This is a genomic window from Mycobacterium sp. ACS4054, from assembly GCF_001667275.1.
In the GTDB taxonomy this organism is placed as follows: Bacteria; Actinomycetota; Actinomycetes; order Mycobacteriales; family Mycobacteriaceae; genus Mycobacterium.
This window is the reverse complement of sequence record NZ_LZHV01000077.1, coordinates 1-18,169: the sequence shown is the minus strand read 5'-3', so window position 1 is coordinate 18,169 and position 18,169 is coordinate 1. Positions and strand designations below refer to the sequence as shown.

The window sequence follows — 18,169 nt, the reverse complement described above, 5'->3', positions numbered from 1 at the left end:
TGTCCGCGCCGACGGTGAACGGCGCTCGACGCGGTGGTGCTTCGCCCGGCCCCGCCGCGATCGCCGACTACTCTTCGCCCCGCGCCCGCGCCTCGTAGGCCCGGCGCTTCTCGGCATCCACGTCATCGGTGAAGACGTGCTCGCCGCCCAGCGCCCGATTCAGGCCCTCGGACACGGCGCGCGGCATGAACTTCTGCGACGCGATGATCGCGCCGGCCGTCTTCGTGACCCGCACGCGCGGCCGGGGGTGCGCCACCAGTTTGACGATCGCGTCGGCGATGTCGGACGGCTCGGCGTTGCGGATCCCCTTGGCGCCCGAGGTGCCCGCGATGAGTTCGGTGTTGACGAAGGTCGGCATGACGACCGAGAACTTCACTCCCGCCCGGCGGTATTCGATCCGGGCGGAGTCGGTGAACCCGATCACCGCGTGCTTGCTGGCGCAGTAGGTGGCCGCCCCGGGGATGTACGTCTCCCCGGCCAGCGAGGCGATGTTGATGACGTGGCCGGACCCGCGGGCGACCATCCGCTGGGCGGCCAGCTTGCTGCCCAGGATGACGCCGTAGACATTGATGTCGAGGACGCGCCGGGTGACGGCGTCCGGCTCGTCGACGATCCGCCCGAGCGGCATGATGCCGGCATTGTTGACCAGGACGTCGATCGGACCGAGCTGGCGCTCGACGTCGTCCAGGAACTCCGAGAACGAGTGCGGGTCGGTGACGTCGAGTTTGCCGTACACATCCAGGTCCAGCCCGGCGCCCGATTCCTTCACCGTTACCTCGTCGACGTCACCGATCGCCACCTTGGCGCCCAGCTTGTGCAGGGCGGTCGCGGTGGCCAGACCGATTCCGCGGGCGCCCCCGGTGATCACCACGACCTTGCCGCGGACCTTCAGCCCAACGGACGCCGTATCAGCCATTCCTGCCCTCCGGATTCTTGACGGGTGTCAACCACGCGATCCGGTAAGCACAACACTCGGCGTGGGGCTGCGCAATAACCGGGGTGGCCGAATACTGCAACGATGACCGAGGTGCGGGTGGCGGTCCCGGCGGACGCCTACGCGGTGGCCCGCCTGCACGCGCGGGCGTGGCGGTCGGCGTACCGCGGGCTCATCGACCAGGACTACCTGGACGGGCTCACCCCCGAGGCGTTGGTCGACCAATACACCTTCGGTCGGGTGGGGTTGCGGATGCCGTCGACGTTGGTCGCCCTCGACGGTCCCGCGGTGCGCGGCTTCGCCACCACGGGCCTCAGTGACCTGCCGAACCTCGGCGAGCTGATGGCGCTGTACGTCGACCCGGCATGCGTGGGCTCGGGCGTGGGCAGCTCACTCATGAGGGCCGCCCGGGGCCGGTTGCGGGCGGTTGGCGTGACGGATGCCGTGCTGTGGGTGCTGGACGCGAACGCAAGCGCACGGCGCTTCTACGAGCGCGACGGCTGGCGACCCGACGGGGCCTGCCGCACAACGGCTTTCGGCAAGGGGACGGCGCGACTGGTGCGTTACCGGCTAGCGCACGTGTAGCGGCACCTCACCACCCCGTCGAGCCGGGCACGCCTTTGAACGGACCGGTCACCCAGCTGGTGATCCAGCCGCCGTAGAAGCCGTCGGGTTGGGGAACGACGACCTCGCCGTTCACCGTGCAGCGGTCGACTTCGGCGGCCATCACCGCGACCGCACCGGTGATAACTTCGAAACCCGGCGTGGGCCGCAGATAGCTCCAGGCGGATTTCGGGGCGACGACGCCGCCCGCGAGCAGGTCGTAATAGGTTGCCCGGCCTTTCCATTCGCACCAGGAGCTGCCCGACGTCTGACGCAGGGCCCCTTCGGCAAACGCTTCGCGGGGGAGGTAATAGGTCGGCGGATGACTCGTCTCGAGCACCCGCCAGGCCCGAGGGGTGCAAGCGACGACTGCACCCCCCAACTCGACGGTGATGCGCCCGGTGAACGGCTCGACACTGGGTGGGCGCGGATAGTCCCACACCGACTCCTGTTTCGGTTCGACGCGTTCAGATTTGGAGCCGCTCATGTGCGTTGCCTCGACTCATCGGGTTATCTGCTGCCTTGGGCCAGGCTACGGTGTCGCGACCCGGTGCGCCGAAGCCATCCAAATAGCCTTGGCGCACAGCCCGAATTGGGTAGGGGTCAGCTGATGGCGAGCCACACCAGGCTCGCGCCGCCCGCCAGCGCACAGTAGACGGCGAACGGGGTCAGCGTGCGGGTCTGGAAGTACCGCGTCAGGAACCGCACGGCCAGGTAGGCGCACACGAACGAGGCGATGCTGCCGGCGAGCACCTGACCGCCGATCCCGGCGGCGTGCGGCCCGAACAGTTCGGGGATCTTGTACACCCCGGCGGCCAGGATGATCGGCGTCGCCAACAGGAAGGAGAACCGGGCGGCGTCCTCGTGGGACAAGCCGCGCCACAGCCCGGCCACCATGGTGATGCCCGAGCGGCTGATCCCGGGGAACAGCGCCAGGATCTGCGCGGCGCCGATCAGCACACCACGGCGCAGGGGCAGCTGGGCCAGCCGATTGTCGACGGCCTCACCGGTGTGCTCGGGGTGTTCGGCGACCGGCGCGTCGTCGGGGGAGACGCGCCGACGCAGCACCTCTCCCGCGTACAGGACGATGCCGTTGAGCAGCAGGAAAACCGCCGCCGGGATGGGCTTGCCGAGCGTGGTCCGGAAGGTGCGTTCCAGCAGCAGCCCGGCCAGTCCCACCGGGATGGTGCCCCCCACGATGAGCCAGGCCAGCCGCTCGTCGAGCGTCTGGATGCGGCGATACCGCAGCGACGACGCGAACCCGGCCACGATGCGCAGCCAGTCCCGCCAGAAGAAGACCAGCAATGCGGCCGCGGTGGCCACGTGCAGGCCGACGATGAACGCGAGGTAGGGCGAGTCGGGGGCGGAGACGTTCAGGTCCTGGGCCCAGCGCCCGCCGACGACCGCGGGCACCAACACCGCGTGGCCGAGGCTGGAAACGGGGAAGAGCTCGGTGACGCCCTGGAAAGCGCCGACCACCACGGCCTCGATGTAGGTCAAGTGCGCGCTCATGTCGGGTGCCGACGATAGCCGACGGCCGGCTCGGCCACCCAATCAGCTTGCCCAGTTGGCTTTTTGGCCGGCGTCCAACAGTCGACCGGCCGGGCCCCGCACCTGCGGGTACGGTGTGCTGATGGCTGACGGGTTGCTCGACGCCGTGCGCGTCCTCGACCTGTCGAGCGGCAACGGCGACGCGGTGACGCGCCTGTTCGCCGACCTGGGCGCCGACGTGCTCAAGGTCGAACCCCCGACCGGCAGCCCGGCCCGCGATGCCCCGCCCACGATCGCCGGCGCCAGCATCCCGTTCGCCGTCCACAACGCGAACAAGCGCAGCGTGGTGCTGGACCCGTTCGACGAGGACGACTGCGACGTGTTCCTCGACCTCGCGGCGCAGGCCGACATCGTGGTGGACGACGGCTTCTACGGGGAGGCCCCCACGTTCGGGACCTCGGTCGAGGAGCTGGCCGCCCAGCACCCCCACCTCGTGGTGCTGTCGATCACCGATTTCGGCGCGACGGGGCCGCGCTCGCTGTGGCGGGCCACCGATCCGGTGCTGTACGCGATGGGTGGCTCGCTGTCGCGGTCGGGTCCCACCACCGGGACGCCGGTGCTGCCGCCGGACGGGATCGCGTCGGCCACGGCCGCCGTCCAGGCGGCCTGGGCAACCCTGGTCGCCTACTACAACCGATTGCGTTGCGGCACCGGCGAATACATCGACTTCTCGCGATTCGACGCCGTGGTCATGGCGCTCGACCCGGCGTTCGGCGCCCACGGACAGGTCGCCGCCGGCATTCGCCGCACCGGCCAGTGGCGGGGCCGCCCGAAGAACCAGGACGCCTACCCCATCTATGCGTGTCAGGACGGTTACGTCCGGCTGTGCGTGATGGCGCCTCGTCAGTGGCGGGGACTGCGGCGCTGGCTGGGCGAGCCGGAGGATTTCCAGGACCCGAAATACGACGTGATCGGCGCGCGCTTCGCCGCGTGGCCACAGATCAGCGAGTTGGTCCAGGCGCTGTTTGCCGGGCAGACCATGAAGGATCTGGTCACCGCGGGGCAGGCCCACGGCGTTCCCATCGCCGCGGTGCTCACGCCGTCGTGGGCGATGAGCTCCGAGCACTTCGCGGCCGTCGGCGCCATCACCGACGCCGAACTCGTCCCGGGCGTCCGGGTCAGCGTGCCGACCGGATATTTCGTCGTCGACGGGCGACACGCGGGCTTCGGCAGCCCGGCCCCGGCCGCCGGGCGGGACGGGCCGGGCTGGCGCGGGAACCCGGCGGTGGTGTCCTCACCCTCCGGCCGGGTCGGCGAGTATCCCTTTGCGGGCCTTCGCATCCTGGATCTGGGCATCATCGTCGCCGGCGGCGAGTTGAGCCGGCTGTTCGGCGACCTGGGCGCCGAGGTGATCAAGATCGAGAGCGCGCAGTACCCCGACGGGCTTCGGCAGGCCCGCGTCGGCGAGGCGATGAGCGAGTCGTTTGCCTGGACACACCGCAACCACCTGGCGATGGGCCTGGACCTGCGCAGCCCGGCCGGCAAGGACATCTTCGCCCGGCTGGCCGCCGAGTCCGACGCCGTCTTCGCCAACTTCAAGCCGGGAACGCTTGCCGCGCTTGGCTTTTCCTACGACACACTGCGCGGCCTGAACCCGCGGATCGTGCTGGCCGAGAGCAGCGCCTACGGCGAGGCGGGCCCGTGGAGCACCCGCCTGGGATACGGTCCGCTGGTCCGCGCGGCGACCGGCGTCACCCGGCTGTGGACGACCGACGATCCGGACAACCACGATGGGGCTGCGCGGCACGTCTTCTACGACGCGACGACGATCTTTCCCGACCACGTGGTCGGGCGGATCACCGCCATCGCGGCGTTGGCCGCGCTGATCCACCGGCACCGGACGGGCGGCGGGTCGCACGTGCACATCTCGCAGGCCGAGGCCGTGGTCAACCAGCTCGACACCCTGTACGTCACCCAGGCCGCGCAGGCCGCGGGCGTCCCGAGGATCGCCGACGACACCAGCCTGCACGCCGTCTATCCGTGTGCCGGCGACGACGAATGGTGCGTCATCTCGATCGGCTCGGACGAGGAATGGCGGTGCGCGGCAAGCGTTTTCCACCACCCCGAGTGGGCCGACGACCCGCGCTTCGGCACCGGCGAGGCGCGGCTGGCGAACCGGCGCGAGCTGGTGGAGCTGGTGTCGGCCTGGACCCGGACCCGCACCCCGGAACGGGCCGCCCAACTGCTGCAGTCCTCCGGGGTCGCGGCCGGACCGATGAACCGCCCGCCCGACATCCTGGAGGACCCGCAGCTGGTCGAGCGGAAGCTGTATGCCCAGATGACGCATCCGCTCGTCGAACGCACGCTGCCGGCGGAGACGGGCCCGGCGCCCTTCCAGCACATCCCGCGCGCGCCGCAGCGCCCGGCACCCGTGCCGGGCCAGGACACCGGCGAGATCTGCCGAAGGCTGCTCGGCATGGGCCCGCAGGAAATCGACCGGCTCGTCGGCGAGGGCGTGCTGTTCGGGCCGCCCTGACCCGCGCCCGATCCGGCCCGCGGTAGCCGGGACCGATAGCCACGCTAAGTTCGTTCGTATGACGGTGGACCCCAGGACACCGGTGCTGATCGGGTATGGCCAGGTCAACCACCGCGATGAGATCGACCCCGGGCAGCGGTCCGTCGAACCGGTGGATCTGATGGTGGCCGCGGCCCGGCAGGCCGCCGATGCGCGGGTGATCGAGGCCGTGGACTCCATCCGTGTGGTGAATATCCTGTCGGCGCACTACCGCGATCCGGGGCTGCTGCTCGGCCAGCGGATCGGCGCCACCGACTTCAGCACGCTGTACAGCCCCGTCGGCGGCAACGTGCCGCAGTCGCTGGTCAACCAGGCATGCCTGGACATCCAGCGGGGCCGGGCGCAGGTGGTGCTGCTCGCCGGCGCCGAGACCTGGCGCACCCGCCGGGGCCTGCGGGCCAAGGGCGCCAAACTCGAGTGGACCGTCCAGGACGACTCCGTCCCCATGGCCGAGGTGAGCGGCGACGACGTGCCGATGGCCGGGGATGCGGAGATCAGGATCCGGCTGGACCGGCCGGCCTACGTCTACCCGCTGTTCGAGCAGGCGCTGCGGATCGCCGGCGGCGAGTCGGTCGACGACCACCGGCGGCGCATCGGCGAACTGTGGGCCCGTTTCAACGCCGTCGCGGTCGACAACCCGTACGCGTGGATCCGCAAGCCGGTGACCGCCGAGGAAATCTGCGAGCCCGGGCCGCAGAACCGGATGATCAGCTGGCCGTATACCAAGCTGATGAATTCCAACAACATGGTCGACCAGGGCGCCGCGCTGGTCCTGGCGTCGGTGGAACAGGCTCGGCGCCTGGGGATTCCGGCCGACCGCTGGGTCTACCCCCACGCGGGCACCGACGCGCACGACACCTCGGCCATCGCGGAGCGCGACGAGTTGCACCGTTCGCCGGCGATCCGGATCGCCGGCCGCCGGGCGCTGGAACTCGCCGGCCTGGGCATCGACGAGATCGACCACGTCGACCTCTACTCGTGCTTTCCATCGGCCGTTCAGGTGGCCGCCGCCGAACTGGGCCTGCCGGCCGACGATCCGGCCCGCCCGCTCACGGTCACCGGGGGGCTGACGTTCGCAGGCGGCCCCTGGAGCAACTACGTGATGCACTCCATCGCCACCATGGCGGAGTTGCTGGCCGCCCACCCCGGGCGCCGCGGCCTGATCACGGCCAACGGCGGCTACCTGACCAAGCACAGCTTCGGCGTGTACGGCACGGAGCCGCCCGCCGAATTCCGTTGGGAAGACGTGCAACCGGCGGTGGACCGCGAGCCCACCCGGGACGGCTTGGTGGACTGGGAGGGCGTCGGCACGGTGGAAGCCTGGACCACTCCGTTCGACCGCGACGGCCGACCCGAGAAGGCGTATCTGGCCGTGCGCACGCCGGACGGGTCGCGCACCCTCGCCGTGATCAGCGACGCCGCGCAGGCGCAGGCCACCGTGCGCGAAGACATCGGCGGCGCCAAGGTTGCCGTCGCCGACGACGGCAGCGCCACGCTGCAGTAACCCGGCCGCAGCGATCCCGCCTGCTCGGGGCGCCGTTTGCCCGATAACGGTCGCTAGGTCATGCCGTCTTGCCTATTGTTTAGCTTGAGGTCGGGGGAGGTGAGCCCAGGTGCAGATCCTGGTTACCGACGCCACCGGCGCGCTCGGGCGGCTGGTCGCACGGCAGCTGATCGCTGCCGGGCACACGGTGACCGGCATTGCTGAGCGTCCCCACCCGTTCCTGGACGGCAACGTCGAGTTTGTTTGCGCACCGCTGCGGCACCCGGTCTTGCGGGAGCTGGCCGAGGAAGCCGACGCGGTCATCCACCTGGCCCCGATCGACACCACCGCACCCGGCAGCGCCGACATCGACCTGCTCGCCCATGTCACCGATGTGGCCGCCCGGGCCGGCGACCGGCTGCTGTTCGTGTCCCAGGCCGCCGGGCAGCCCGAGCTGTACCGGCCCGCCGAGGAGCTCGTGTCCACCAGTTGGGGGCCCAGCTTGGTCGTCCGCATCGCCCCGGCGGTCGGGCGCCAGCTCGACTGGATGGTGTGCCGCACCGTGGCCACGCTGCTGCGCACGAAGGTGTCGGCGCAACCGATGCGCGTGCTGCACATCGACGATTTGGTGCGCTTCCTGGTCTCGTCGCTGGACTCCGACCGCACCGGTGTGGTCGACCTCGCCTCCCCGGACACGGTCAACATGATCACCGCGTGGCGGATGCTGCGGTCCGCCGATCCACGGTCCCGGCTGAATCGGGTGCGCAGCTGGGCACGGCTCATTCCGGACATGGATATCGCTGCGGCGCAAGAGGATTGGTCGTTCGAGTTCGGCTGGCAGGCACTCGAGGCCGTGGCCGACACCGCTCGCGGCCTGGTCGGCCGACAGATCGGCCCCGCGGGCGCCACCGGCCACGGGCGCCAACTGGCGATCCCGGTCGAGATCGCCCCCCGTTTGCCACCTTCGGCGGAGGAGCACAGCGCGGCACCCGAGGGCGTCGAGGGCGAATTCGACGACCGGATCGATCCGCGCTTTCCCATTTTCAGCGCGGCCAACCTCGCCGAGGCGCTGCCCGGGCCGCTGACCCCCATCACGCTGGACGTGCAGTTGAGCGGATTGCGCGCGGCGAATGGGGTGCTGAGCCACGTGCTGGCCCTGGGCGGCGTGACGGGCGACGAGTGGGGCAACAGGGCCATCGCGGTGTTCGGTCACCGGGCCTACGTCGGAGTGTCGGTCAACATGGTCGCCGCGGCTCAGCTGCCCGGCTGGGACCAGGAGGCGGTCGCCCGTAACGCGCTGGTGGGCCGGCCGCACGTCGGAGACCCCCTGCCGTTCGGTGAGCCCGCGCTGGCGGGCGGCGCCCTCGGGTACATCGCCAAGGCCGTCGTCGCGGGGCGATCGCTGGCGCTGCTGCGCCACCTGAAGTCCGACACGGGGGCCTACAGCGCCGCCGCCGACGCCGAACAGCTCGACGCCACACAGCTTGCGTCGCTGCCCGACGCCGGCCTGGAAGTCCGAATTCGCCTGCTGCGGGACCGGATTCATCAAGGCTGGATCCTCACCGCGCTGTGGCTGATCGACACCGGCGTCACCGCGGCGGCGCTGGAGCGCAGCAAGGAGGCGCGCGGTGTTCCCGGGGTGGACATGATCATGGAAAGCACGCGCGTCCCGGCCGAGACCGACCAGCTGGCGGCGGTGCTGCGGGCCGACCCGCCGCTGTGCGCGCTGGCCCAGGAGGGCAACCTCGACAGCATCCGCGCGCTGTCTCCGGCCACCGCCGCGGCGGTGGACGCCGCCGTCGCCCGGCTGGCGCATCGCGGGCCCGGGGAAGCCGAGCTGGCCAGCCGCACCTACGCCGACGACCCGGCGCTGCTGTTGACGGCCGCGGGGGCCGCCGCGGTGTCCGCCGCCGCATCGACCGAACCGCCGTCGGCGACGCTGGCCCGGCGGCTGACCACCAATGCCCGCGACTCGCGCGAACTCGCCCACGACACCACGCTGCGGTTCACTCATCAACTGCGGATGACGTTGCGGGAGCTGGGATCCCGCCGAGTGGCCGCCGACCTGATCGACGTGGTGGAGGACGTCTACTACCTGACCTGTGACGAGCTGGTCACCATGCCGACGGACGCCCGGCTGCGGATCAAACGCCGCCGCGCCGAACGGGAACGGTTGCAGGTGCAGCGCCCGCCCGACGTCATCGACGGGACGTGGGCTCCCGTCGAGCAGGCCCCCGATTAACCGAGGAGTTCGCGTAGGTACAGCGCGTTGCGCACCGCGTGGCCGCCCAGGTCGTTGTTGAAATACATCCACACGTCTTTGCCGTCGTCACTCCAGGCGGCGATCCGGTCGGCCCAGCGCCGCAGCTCGTCGTTCGAATAGGAGCCGGCGTAGATCGCGTCCTGATCCGGGCCGTGCATGCGGACGTACACCAGGTCGGTGGTGGCCCGCGGCACGCACGCCAACCCGGCGCCGCTCATCACCACGTACGCGGCGCGCCGGCGTTCCAGCAACTCGAAGACGCCCGCGTCGTTCCAGGACGGGTGACGCAGCTCCATGGCCACCCGGATCGACTCCGGCACGCCGGCCAGAAAAACGTCCAGGCGCGCGTCGTCGCGCTGCTGCTCGGGATGCAGCTGCACCAGCAGCACCCCGCGGCGATCACCCAGCAAGTCCCAACAGCGCACGAAGCGCTCGATCCACGGCTCGGGCGAGGCCAGACGGCGGTAGTGAGTCAGCCCTCGATGGGCCTTGACCGACATCTTGAAGCCGTCCGGGAGTCGGTCGCGCCAGCCCGCGAACGTCGAATCCTTCGGCCAGCGATAGAAACTCGCGTTCAGCTCGACGGTGTCGAATACCTCCACGTAGCGGGCCAACCGGCGCGCCACGGGCAGGCCGGGCGGGTAAAGGACGTCCGCCCAGTGGTTGTAGGACCATCCCGAGGTACCGATCCGTACGGTCAACCGGTCACCTGCCGGCGCACGTCGTCGTCCAGCGAGACCCTGATCAGCGCCGCAGCCAGTCGCGCATTGGCCTGCGGCGCAAGGGCTCCCAGCTTTGCCGGTTGCGCGGGCAAACCCAATTGCCTGGCCGCCGCGGTGGCCCGGTCGTCGAAGTACGGCCGCACCCAGGTCCACACGTCCTGCACCTCGCGCAGGTAGATGTCGGCGCCGGTGTCGCCAATTCCCTTGAAGCCCTTGAGCAAACGCTTCGCGGCGGCGACGTCGTGCCGGCTGCGATCGGCGAGTTGCCGCAAATCGCCGCCGTATTCGTCGCGCACCCGTTCGGCCATGTCGGTGAGCCGGGTGGCCGAGCTTTCGTCGTAGCGCACGTAGTGGGCGCGTCCGAAGGCGTCGATCATCCTCCGCCGGTCCGAGCCCAGCACCGCCCGGGGTGTGCGCAGGCCCGCCTTGAAGAGTTCCCCGCCGGCGGCCATGGCGATGCCCGCATCGATCTGCCTGCTGGCCAGCATGCAAACGACCAGCAGCTGAAACAGCGGCATCGGCTTGTCGCCGAGCCTGATTCGCGCCTCGGCGGAATAGGTGGTTCCGGCAACCTCGAGCAGCCGTCGCACCAGTCGCGCACGTTCGGGCATACCCGATGACGTACCCGCGCCAGGCCCCAGCAAACGGCGCCGGTCACTTGGGCGGCAGGCTGCGCGCGTAGCCGACCCCGCGCGACACCCAGCCCTGCAGCTGCCGTTTGGTCCGCACCCCGGCGGGCTCCACCCGCACCCAGCCACGGACGTCGCGGCCCGCCATCACCATCGGGCTGACGTGGGCGCGCTGCACCACTTTGTCGAAATCGTCCCGCGGCACCCGGACCAGCAGGCCGCCCTGGCCGCTGACGGCCACGGACATGTTGCCGTTGATCAGGAAGGCGAGGCCGCCGAACATGCGTTTCTCTTCGATGCCGCGTTCGGCGGCGACAAGCTCGCGGATTTCCTCCGCCAGGCTTTCGTCGTAGGCCATGGGCGGGCGCGTCAGTCCAGGTCCACCCGGATGGTCAGCAGGTCGCTGCCCATCAGGCGCACCACCGCGCTGTTGAGCCGCGGCAGGTTACCGAGCCGCTGCAGCGGGTCGTCGTCGGGCAGCAGATGCGCAGTGCCGCTGCGCCATTGGCCACCGATGCGCACCCGGACGGCGGGATTGGCCTTGATGTTGCGGACGTAGTCGGAGTGTTCACCATGCTCGGAGACCATCCAGAACTGATTGCCGACCAGCCGCCCGCCGACGGCGGTGCGCCGCGGCTTGCCGCTCTTGCGGCCGGTGGTTTCCAGGCTGATTCCGGGCATCTGCCGGCCCACCGGATTGACGAGCAGCCGCTGCACGCGGTGGACCACTTGGCGTTTGAGTGTCACGGGTCCATTCAACGCCGCGCCCGCGGGCCGTGTCACCGTGCAAATGAAACAGCCGCCCCCGCAAGGGGGCGGCTGCCTCGTTGTGCCGTTCTCTAGGTCCCGGGGTTGATCCCGCCGCTGACGCCGCCGCCGGCGTTCGCCCCGCCGACGGGGGTGTACGCCTGGAATCCGGTAGACGTCTGGACGCCCCACTGGCCCAGATCCGGGTTGAACACGACCGGAAGCTGGGTTCCGTCCGGGTCACCCACCGGCGGCACCCACGTGGCCGGCAGGCCGTAGCGACCCGGGTCGTTGTAGTGCCCCGGCGGCGGGAAGCCGTCGTGTCCCGGCGGAAGCGGGCTGCCCGGCGCGTTGCAGTTGACGCCCGGCGCACCCGGGTTACAGATCGGCTGACCCGGCACGTGCTGGCCAGGCAGGTCGTCCCGGTCGCCTCCCGGCACGTTCGGACCCGGGATGTTCGGGTTCGGCACGTTCGGGCCGTTCGGGCTGGCCTGCGCGATACCGGCGCCGATTCCGAACGCCGCGGACGTGATGGTTCCGGCCATGAGTGTGCCGGCTGCGATTTTGCTCAGATTCATCAGTGAACCCCCTTGTCGAGCAGTTTGGGCTGCTTGGTGCAGCTCAAGCGGTTGACTTGGCGATTCGCTCACCCCACCGCCCTCATCGGGCAGTCGAACCTCCAACCCCCAGATACCCGAGCAATGGATGCCGGAAACCTTCTTCCGGCCTACGCAGGCCGCGGGGCCGGCACGCCGACGGCACGCAACACCCATTCGCGCGGGACCGAGAACGCCAGTGACCTGCGCGGAATGGTGGTCAGCACGGGTTCCGGTATCGCCGTCTTGTAGTGCAGTGCCAGGCGTCCGGAGAACGCGGGATCGATGTGGCCGACGTCGGCGGTGAGCACAAGCCCGGTCGGCGACAGCTCGGCTTGCACGGGGCCCTCCTGCGGCGCATCCCAGCGCTGGTCGATGGCCCGTCCCGCGAGCTTGGGCACCGTCGAGAGCGTGCCGAGCACCCGCTGGGACGTGAGCACCAGGGAGCCGACATAGCTGCGGATGTTTCCCTTGGCGACGAATCCCGGCACCGAGCCGCTGAACCGGAAAGTGGCGGGGACGTACTCGGCGAGCAGGATGATGCCCTCCGGTTCCACCTCCGCCCGGATGTCGGCGGGAAGCTTGCCAATGCGGAGCAATCTGCGCAGGATCACGGCCATCCACGGACCTTAACGCGCTCGGCCGGGATGCGAGCGAGTTTGCTGCGCACCCCGGCCAGGCTCACGTCAGGCAGCGACCGTGGCGGTTTCGACCACCGGTTCGAGAGCCTGCGCGACGATGTCGGCGACGTCGGTCATCGGCTTGACGTCCAGCGCGTCGAACACCTCGGCGGGCACATCATCCAGGTCGGGCTCGTTGCGCGCCGGGATGAAAACCGTTGACAGGCCAGCTCTTTGCGCGGCGAGCAGTTTCTGCTTGACGCCGCCGATCGGCAACACCCGACCGTTCAGCGTGACCTCGCCGGTCATGCCGACGTCGGAGCGCACCTGGCGTCCGGTGGCCATCGACACCAGGGCGGTCACCATGGTGACACCGGCCGACGGGCCGTCCTTGGGCACCGCGCCGGCGGGCACGTGGACGTGGATGCGCCGGTCGAGGGCCTTCGGATCGACACCCAACTCCGCGGCGTGGGAGCGCACGTAGGACAGCGCGATCTGCGCCGACTCCTTCATGACGTCACCCAGCTGACCGGTCAGCTGCAGACCGGGTTCGCCCTCGGTTGAGCCGGCCTCGATGTAGAGGACGTCGCCGCCCAGGCCGGTGACGGCCAGGCCGGTGGCCACGCCCGGCACCGCCGTGCGTTCGGCCGATTCCGGCGTGAACCGCGGGCGGCCAAGGTACTCAACCAGATCCGGCTCGTCGATGGTGATCGGCTCGGAATCGTCCGCCAACTTGGTGGTGACCTTGCGCAGCGCCTTGGCCAGCAACCGCTCGAACTGGCGCACACCGGGTTCCCGGGTGTAGTCGGCGGCGATCTTGCGCAGCGCGGCGTCGGTCAGCGTGACCTCGTCCTCGGTCAGCGCCGCCCGCTCCCGCTGCCGGGGCAGCAGGTAGTCCCGCGCGATCGCAACCTTGTCGTCCTCGGTGTAGCCGTCGATAGCCACCAGCTCCATGCGGTCCAGCAGTGCCGACGGGATGTTCTCGATCACGTTGGCGGTGGCCAGGAACACCACGTCCGACAGGTCCAGGTCCAAGTCCAGGTAGTGATCGCGGAACGTGTGGTTCTGCGCCGGGTCGAGGACCTCCAGCAGCGCGGCGCTCGGGTCGCCCCGGTAGTCAGAACCGACCTTGTCGATTTCGTCCAGCAGCACAACGGGATTCATCGTTCCCGCCTCACCGATGGCGCGCACGATCCGGCCGGGCAACGCGCCCACATAGGTGCGCCGGTGCCCGCGGATCTCGGCCTCGTCGCGCACACCGCCCAGGGCGACGCGCACGAACTTGCGGCCCAGCGCCCGGGCGACGCTCTCACCGAGCGACGTCTTGCCGACGCCGGGGGGACCGGCCAGCACCATCACCGCGCCCGAACCGCGGCCGCCGACCACCTCCAGCCCCCGCTGGGCGCGGCGGGCCCGCACGGCCAGGTATTCGACGATGCGGTCCTTGACGTCGTCCAGCCCGTGGTGGTCGGCGTCCAGGACGCCGCGCGCGGCCTTCAGGTCCGTCGAGTCCTCGGTCCGAACGTTCCAGGGCAGGTCGAGGACGGTGTCCAGCCAGGTGCGGATCCAGCCGCTTTCCGGGCTCTGGTCGCTGGAGCGTTCCAGCTTGCCGACCTCGCGCAGCGCGGCCTCGCGCACCTTCTCGGGCAGGTCGGCGGCCTCCACGCGGGCCCGGTATTCGTCGGATCCGTCGGGCTCGCCCTCGCCGAGTTCCTTCCGAATGGCGGCCAGTTGTTGGCGCAGCAGGAACTCCTTCTGCGTCTTCTCCATGCCCTCGCGCACGTCCTCGGCGATCTTGTCGTTGACCTCGACCTCGGCGAGGTGCGAACTGGTCCAGTCGATCAGCACGCGCAACCGTTCGGCGACGTCGACGGTCTCGACCAGCTGCCGCTTCTGCTCGCTGGATAGGTACGACGCATACCCCGAGGTGTCGGCCAGGGCCGACGGGTCGGTCAGCCTGTTGACGTAGTCGACGATTTCCCAGGCCTCGCGCCGTTGCAGCATGGCCAGCAGCAGCTTCCTGTACTCGGCGGTCAGCGCCTTGACCTCGTCGGTCGTTTCGACGTCGGGGACCTCGGTCACCTCGACCCACAGCGCCGCACCGGGCCCGGAGGCTCCCGTCCCGATCTGCGCCCGGCGCTCACCGCGCACGACGGCCGCGGTGCCGCCGCCGGCGATGCGTCCGACCTGCAAGATCTTGGCGATCACGCCGTGCGAAGGGTAGCGGTCGTCGAGCCGGGGCGCGATCAGCAGCTGCCCCGACTCGCTCGCCTGGGCGGCGTCGATCGCCGCCCGAGCGGCGTCGTCGAGAGCGATCGGAACGACCATTCCGGGCAACACGATGGTGTCGGTGACAAACAGCACCGGCACCGATTTGGCTTCAGCCATCAATCCTCCAAAAACTGAGTCTGATGCGCTCAACCCAGCCCGGCGCCGGTTTGTTCCCGGGACGCTTCCTCCCGCCGAGCGTGCGGCCAGCCGCACAGTCGAGGGCGAATGTGCGGCGAGCCGCACACTCGGCGTGGACGGCCACCGCCACACTCCATCGCCAGCGTGCGGCCCGCCTCACACTGGCGGCGAAGCCGGCCCCAGCCGCCGCAGCTGCGTCACGTGGCTGGGCGAAAGCTCTTCGAGGCAGGTGACGCCCAGCAGCCGCATTGTCCGGATCACGCCGTCGGCCAGGATCTCGATGGCGCGGGTGACGCCGGGCTGGCCGCCGGCCATCAGCCCGTACAGGTAGGCCCGCCCGACGAGCGTGCACCGCGCGCCAAGGGCGATCGCCGCCACGATGTCGGCGCCGGACATGATGCCGGTGTCCACCAGGATCTCGGTGTCCTTGCCCAGCTCGCGGGCGACCACGGGCAACAGGTGGAAGGGCACCGGGGCGCGATCCAGTTGCCGTCCGCCGTGATTCGACAACACGACGCCGTCGACGCCGCGCTCGACGACCGCGCGGGCGTCCTCGAGCGTCTGGATGCCCTTGACCACCAACTTGCCCGGCCACTGGGCCTTGATCCACTCCAGGTCGTCGAAGGTGAGGCTCGGGTCGAACATGGTGGACAGATACTCCGAGACGGTCCCGGGCCAGCGGTCCAGCGACGCGAACGCCAACGGCTCGGTGGTCAACAGGTCGAACCACCACTTCGGGTGCGGCACGGCATCCAGGACGGTGCGCAGCGTCAGCGTCGGCGGGATCGTCATCCCGTTGCGGTTGTCCCGCAGCCGGGCCCCGGACACCGGGACGTCGACGGTGGCCAGCAGGGTGTCGAAACCCGCGTCGGCCGCGCGGCGCACCAGCGCCATCGAGCGTTCCCGGTCGCGCCACATGTAGAGCTGAAACCACTTCCTGCCCTGGGGAACAGCGGTGGCCAGGTCCTCGATCGAGCAGGTGCCGAGCGTGGACAGCGAGAACGGGATGCCGGCCCGGGCCGCCGCCCCCGCGCCGGCGATCTCGCCCTCGGTGTGCATCAACCGGGTGAAGCCGGTGGGCGCGATCGCGAACGGCAGGACGACGGGTTGACCCAGCACGTTCCAGCCGGCGGTGACGTTGGTGACGTCACGCAGGATCGTCGGGTGAAACTCGATGTCGCGGAAGGCTTGTCGAGCGCGCGAGAGGGAGATCTCGTCCTCGGCCGCGCCGTCGGTGTAGTCGAACGCCGCCTTGGGAGTGCGCCGTTTGGCGATCCGCCGCAGGTCTTCGATCGTGTACGCGGCGTCGAGGCGGCGCCTGGTGGCGTCGAACTGCGGTCGCTTGAACTGGATCAGCGGCGCCAGATCGCGCACCCTGGGCACTCGTCGTCGGACCGGCATATGTGCAACCGTAGTCACATGGAGGCGCGCAGCGACCCCTTCGACCTGGAGCGCTTCGTCGACGCGCAGGCCCCGGTGTACCGCACCGTGGTGGACGAGCTGCGCGCCGGCCGAAAACGCAGCCACTGGATGTGGTTCGTCTTCCCGCAATTGCGCGGCCTGGGCGGCAGCCCGACCGCGGTGCACTACGGCATCTCGTCGCTCGACGAGGCGCGGGCCTACCTGGCCCACGAGTTGCTCGGGCCGCGATTGCGCGAGTGCGCCCGACTGGTCAACCAGGTGCGCGGCCGCTCGGCCGGCGAGATCTTCGGCTCGCCGGACGACCTCAAGCTGCGTTCGTCGATGACGCTGTTCGCCCTGGCGACCGACGAGAACGAGGAGTTCGTCGCGCTGCTCGAGAAGTATTACGGCGGGCAGCAGGATGAGCTGACGCTGGCGCGGCTAGGCCGGGCCTAGAATCCGCCAGCCGTGCGGCTCGACCACCACCGCGTCGAGGACCTCCTGCGGTGGGGCGGCGGACCCGCCGATGACCCGCCGGTGTCCCGCGCCCAGCTCCGGCAGCGCCAACCGCATCGGCTCATCGCCGATGTTGAGCGCGACCAGCAGCGCGTCGTCGCCGTTGCGGGTCTCGTAGACGTAGTGCCGGTTTTCCAGCCGCAGCGCGCTCGTCGTCGCCCGGTGCAACCACGGGTGGCGGCGACGTAATCCGACGAGGAATTGGTGCAGGGCCCACATTTGGGCCCCGAAGTCATCTAATTGCAATGGGGGAGAGGCGAATTCGGGCCGCACCGCGTCGTCGCCGCCGTAGCGCTCCTCCTTGACCCCGCGGAATCCCAACTCGTCGCCCGCGTACACGCTGGGCACGCCACCGACGGTCAGCAGGATCACCAGCGCGTGCGCCACGTGCTCGGGGCGTTCGAGCCGGCTGGCGATGCGGGTGACGTCGTGGTTGCCGATGAAGGTGAGGGGCGCGAAGCCGGTGAGAAACTCGGCGTGCCGCTGCAGCGCCCAGTCCAGCTCGAAGAAGTTGCCGTCGTTGAGGCTGCTCCAGATCGCCTTCCACAGCTCGTACTGGGTGGCCGAGTCGAACGTGGCGGCGCGCACCACCGCGGCGTAGTCGCCGTGAATGAGCTCGCCGACGAACCAGGAGTCCGGGAACCGCTCCCGCACCCGCGGCAGCGTGGACGCCCAAAAGCGTTCGGGCACCGTGTAAGCCGCGTCCAGGCGCCAGCCGTCGGCGCCGCGGCCCAGCCAGTGCGCCATTACCTCCACGGTGTAGTCGGCGACCTCGGGGTTGTCGTGGTTGAGCGTGATCAGCTCGGAGTGGCCCTCGAACGTCCCGCCGCTGAACCAACCCGGGGCCTCGTCGCGGTAGCGGGGGAAGTCCACCCCGACGTGGTTGAACACGCCGTCGAGCAGGATGCGCAGGCCGCGGCGGTGAGCCTCGGCGACGAGGTGGTCGAAATCGGCGTCGTCACCGAGCCGGGGGTCGATGCGGTAGTGGTCGGTGGTGTCGTAACCATGTGTGCGCGAGGCGAATATCGGCCCCAGCGCAATGCCCGAAGCGCCCAGCGCGATCGCGTGGTCGAACCAGTCGAGGGGCCCCCCCCCCCCCGCGGGGGGCCCCGGGGGGGGGGCGGGGCGCCCGCGGGCGGGGGGGCGCCACCCCCCCCCCGCGACAGCGCCCCCCCCCACC

The 18,169-nt window shown here is 70.3% G+C and carries 17 protein-coding genes; 5 read left to right on the top strand and 12 right to left on the bottom strand.

What is annotated here, in order from left to right; all coding sequences use genetic code 11:
- Positions 1 to 67 precede the first annotated feature (67 nt).
- A complete protein-coding gene (locus tag A5730_RS23505) occupies positions 68 to 916 on the bottom strand; it encodes an SDR family oxidoreductase (protein ID WP_067905827.1) in 849 nt (282 codons plus the stop codon).
- A gap of 102 nt (positions 917 to 1,018) precedes the next feature.
- Here A5730_RS23505 and A5730_RS23500 point away from each other — a divergent pair, with 102 nt between their 5' ends.
- On the top strand, positions 1,019 to 1,519 hold the full coding sequence (locus tag A5730_RS23500) for an N-acetyltransferase (RefSeq protein ID WP_067905825.1): 501 nt from the start codon (positions 1,019 to 1,021) through the stop codon (positions 1,517 to 1,519).
- Between the two features lie 7 nt (positions 1,520 to 1,526).
- On the opposite strand, the gene A5730_RS23495 is transcribed toward A5730_RS23500, so the two are convergent.
- On the bottom strand, positions 1,527 to 2,024 hold the full coding sequence (locus A5730_RS23495) for a DUF427 domain-containing protein (protein ID WP_067905822.1): 498 nt from the start codon (positions 2,022 to 2,024) through the stop codon (positions 1,527 to 1,529).
- 116 nt (positions 2,025 to 2,140) lie between these two features.
- On the bottom strand, positions 2,141 to 3,049 hold the full coding sequence (locus A5730_RS23490) for an undecaprenyl-diphosphate phosphatase (RefSeq protein WP_067905820.1): 909 nt from the start codon (positions 3,047 to 3,049) through the stop codon (positions 2,141 to 2,143).
- 121 nt (positions 3,050 to 3,170) lie between these two features.
- Between A5730_RS23490 and A5730_RS23485 the strand changes: the two genes are divergently transcribed.
- The 3 genes from A5730_RS23485 to A5730_RS23475 all read left to right on the top strand — a co-directional run bounded on the left by A5730_RS23485 (position 3,171) and on the right by A5730_RS23475 (position 9,328).
- Complete coding sequence (locus tag A5730_RS23485) at positions 3,171 to 5,564, top strand: CaiB/BaiF CoA transferase family protein (RefSeq protein ID WP_369829911.1); 2,394 nt, start codon at positions 3,171 to 3,173, stop codon at positions 5,562 to 5,564.
- A 58-nt stretch (positions 5,565 to 5,622) separates the two neighbouring features.
- Positions 5,623 to 7,107, top strand: coding sequence for an acetyl-CoA acetyltransferase (locus tag A5730_RS23480; RefSeq protein ID WP_067905816.1), 1,485 nt, complete (start codon positions 5,623 to 5,625; stop codon positions 7,105 to 7,107).
- A gap of 109 nt (positions 7,108 to 7,216) precedes the next feature.
- Positions 7,217 to 9,328, top strand: coding sequence for an NAD-dependent epimerase/dehydratase family protein (locus A5730_RS23475; protein WP_067905814.1), 2,112 nt, complete (start codon positions 7,217 to 7,219; stop codon positions 9,326 to 9,328).
- Here the strand turns inward: A5730_RS23475 and A5730_RS23470 are convergent.
- From A5730_RS23470 to A5730_RS23435, 8 genes are all read right to left on the bottom strand, one after another.
- On the bottom strand, positions 9,325 to 10,050 hold the full coding sequence (locus A5730_RS23470) for a DUF72 domain-containing protein (RefSeq protein WP_067905812.1): 726 nt from the start codon (positions 10,048 to 10,050) through the stop codon (positions 9,325 to 9,327). The two genes, A5730_RS23475 and A5730_RS23470, sit on opposite strands and share 4 nt — an antisense overlap.
- Positions 10,047 to 10,682: an endonuclease gene (locus A5730_RS23465; RefSeq protein ID WP_067905810.1), complete on the bottom strand. Its 636-nt coding sequence runs from the start codon at positions 10,680 to 10,682 to the stop codon at positions 10,047 to 10,049. Before A5730_RS23465 ends, A5730_RS23470 begins: the two co-directional genes overlap by 4 nt.
- Positions 10,683 to 10,725: 43 nt before the next feature.
- On the bottom strand, positions 10,726 to 11,058 hold the full coding sequence (locus A5730_RS23460; RefSeq protein ID WP_067905808.1) for a TfoX/Sxy family protein: 333 nt from the start codon (positions 11,056 to 11,058) through the stop codon (positions 10,726 to 10,728).
- An 11-nt stretch (positions 11,059 to 11,069) separates the two neighbouring features.
- Positions 11,070 to 11,447, bottom strand: a complete 378-nt coding sequence (locus A5730_RS23455; RefSeq protein ID WP_067821216.1) for a nitroreductase family deazaflavin-dependent oxidoreductase — start codon at positions 11,445 to 11,447, stop codon at positions 11,070 to 11,072.
- A gap of 92 nt (positions 11,448 to 11,539) precedes the next feature.
- The gene (locus A5730_RS25285; RefSeq protein WP_067905806.1) at positions 11,540 to 12,025 is read right to left on the bottom strand and encodes a hypothetical protein; all 486 of its coding nucleotides are present in this window, start codon (positions 12,023 to 12,025) and stop codon (positions 11,540 to 11,542) included.
- Positions 12,026 to 12,174: 149 nt separating this feature from the next.
- Positions 12,175 to 12,663, bottom strand: coding sequence for a hypothetical protein (locus tag A5730_RS23445; RefSeq protein ID WP_067905804.1), 489 nt, complete (start codon positions 12,661 to 12,663; stop codon positions 12,175 to 12,177).
- Between the two features lie 66 nt (positions 12,664 to 12,729).
- Positions 12,730 to 15,051, bottom strand: a complete 2,322-nt coding sequence (gene lon, locus A5730_RS23440; RefSeq protein WP_067905802.1) for an endopeptidase La — start codon at positions 15,049 to 15,051, stop codon at positions 12,730 to 12,732.
- A 177-nt stretch (positions 15,052 to 15,228) separates the two neighbouring features.
- Positions 15,229 to 16,473 (bottom strand): alpha-hydroxy acid oxidase, encoded by a 1,245-nt coding sequence (locus tag A5730_RS23435; RefSeq protein ID WP_067905800.1) that lies wholly within the window; start codon positions 16,471 to 16,473, stop codon positions 15,229 to 15,231.
- 18 nt (positions 16,474 to 16,491) lie between these two features.
- Between A5730_RS23435 and A5730_RS23430 the strand changes: the two genes are divergently transcribed.
- Complete coding sequence (locus A5730_RS23430; RefSeq protein WP_067905798.1) at positions 16,492 to 16,929, top strand: DUF1810 domain-containing protein; 438 nt, start codon at positions 16,492 to 16,494, stop codon at positions 16,927 to 16,929.
- Here A5730_RS23430 and A5730_RS23425 read toward each other — a convergent pair.
- A complete protein-coding gene (locus A5730_RS23425) occupies positions 16,915 to 18,168 on the bottom strand; it encodes an alpha-amylase family glycosyl hydrolase (RefSeq protein ID WP_231994785.1) in 1,254 nt (417 codons plus the stop codon). The two genes, A5730_RS23430 and A5730_RS23425, sit on opposite strands and share 15 nt — an antisense overlap.
- Position 18,169: the final 1 nt, after the last annotated feature.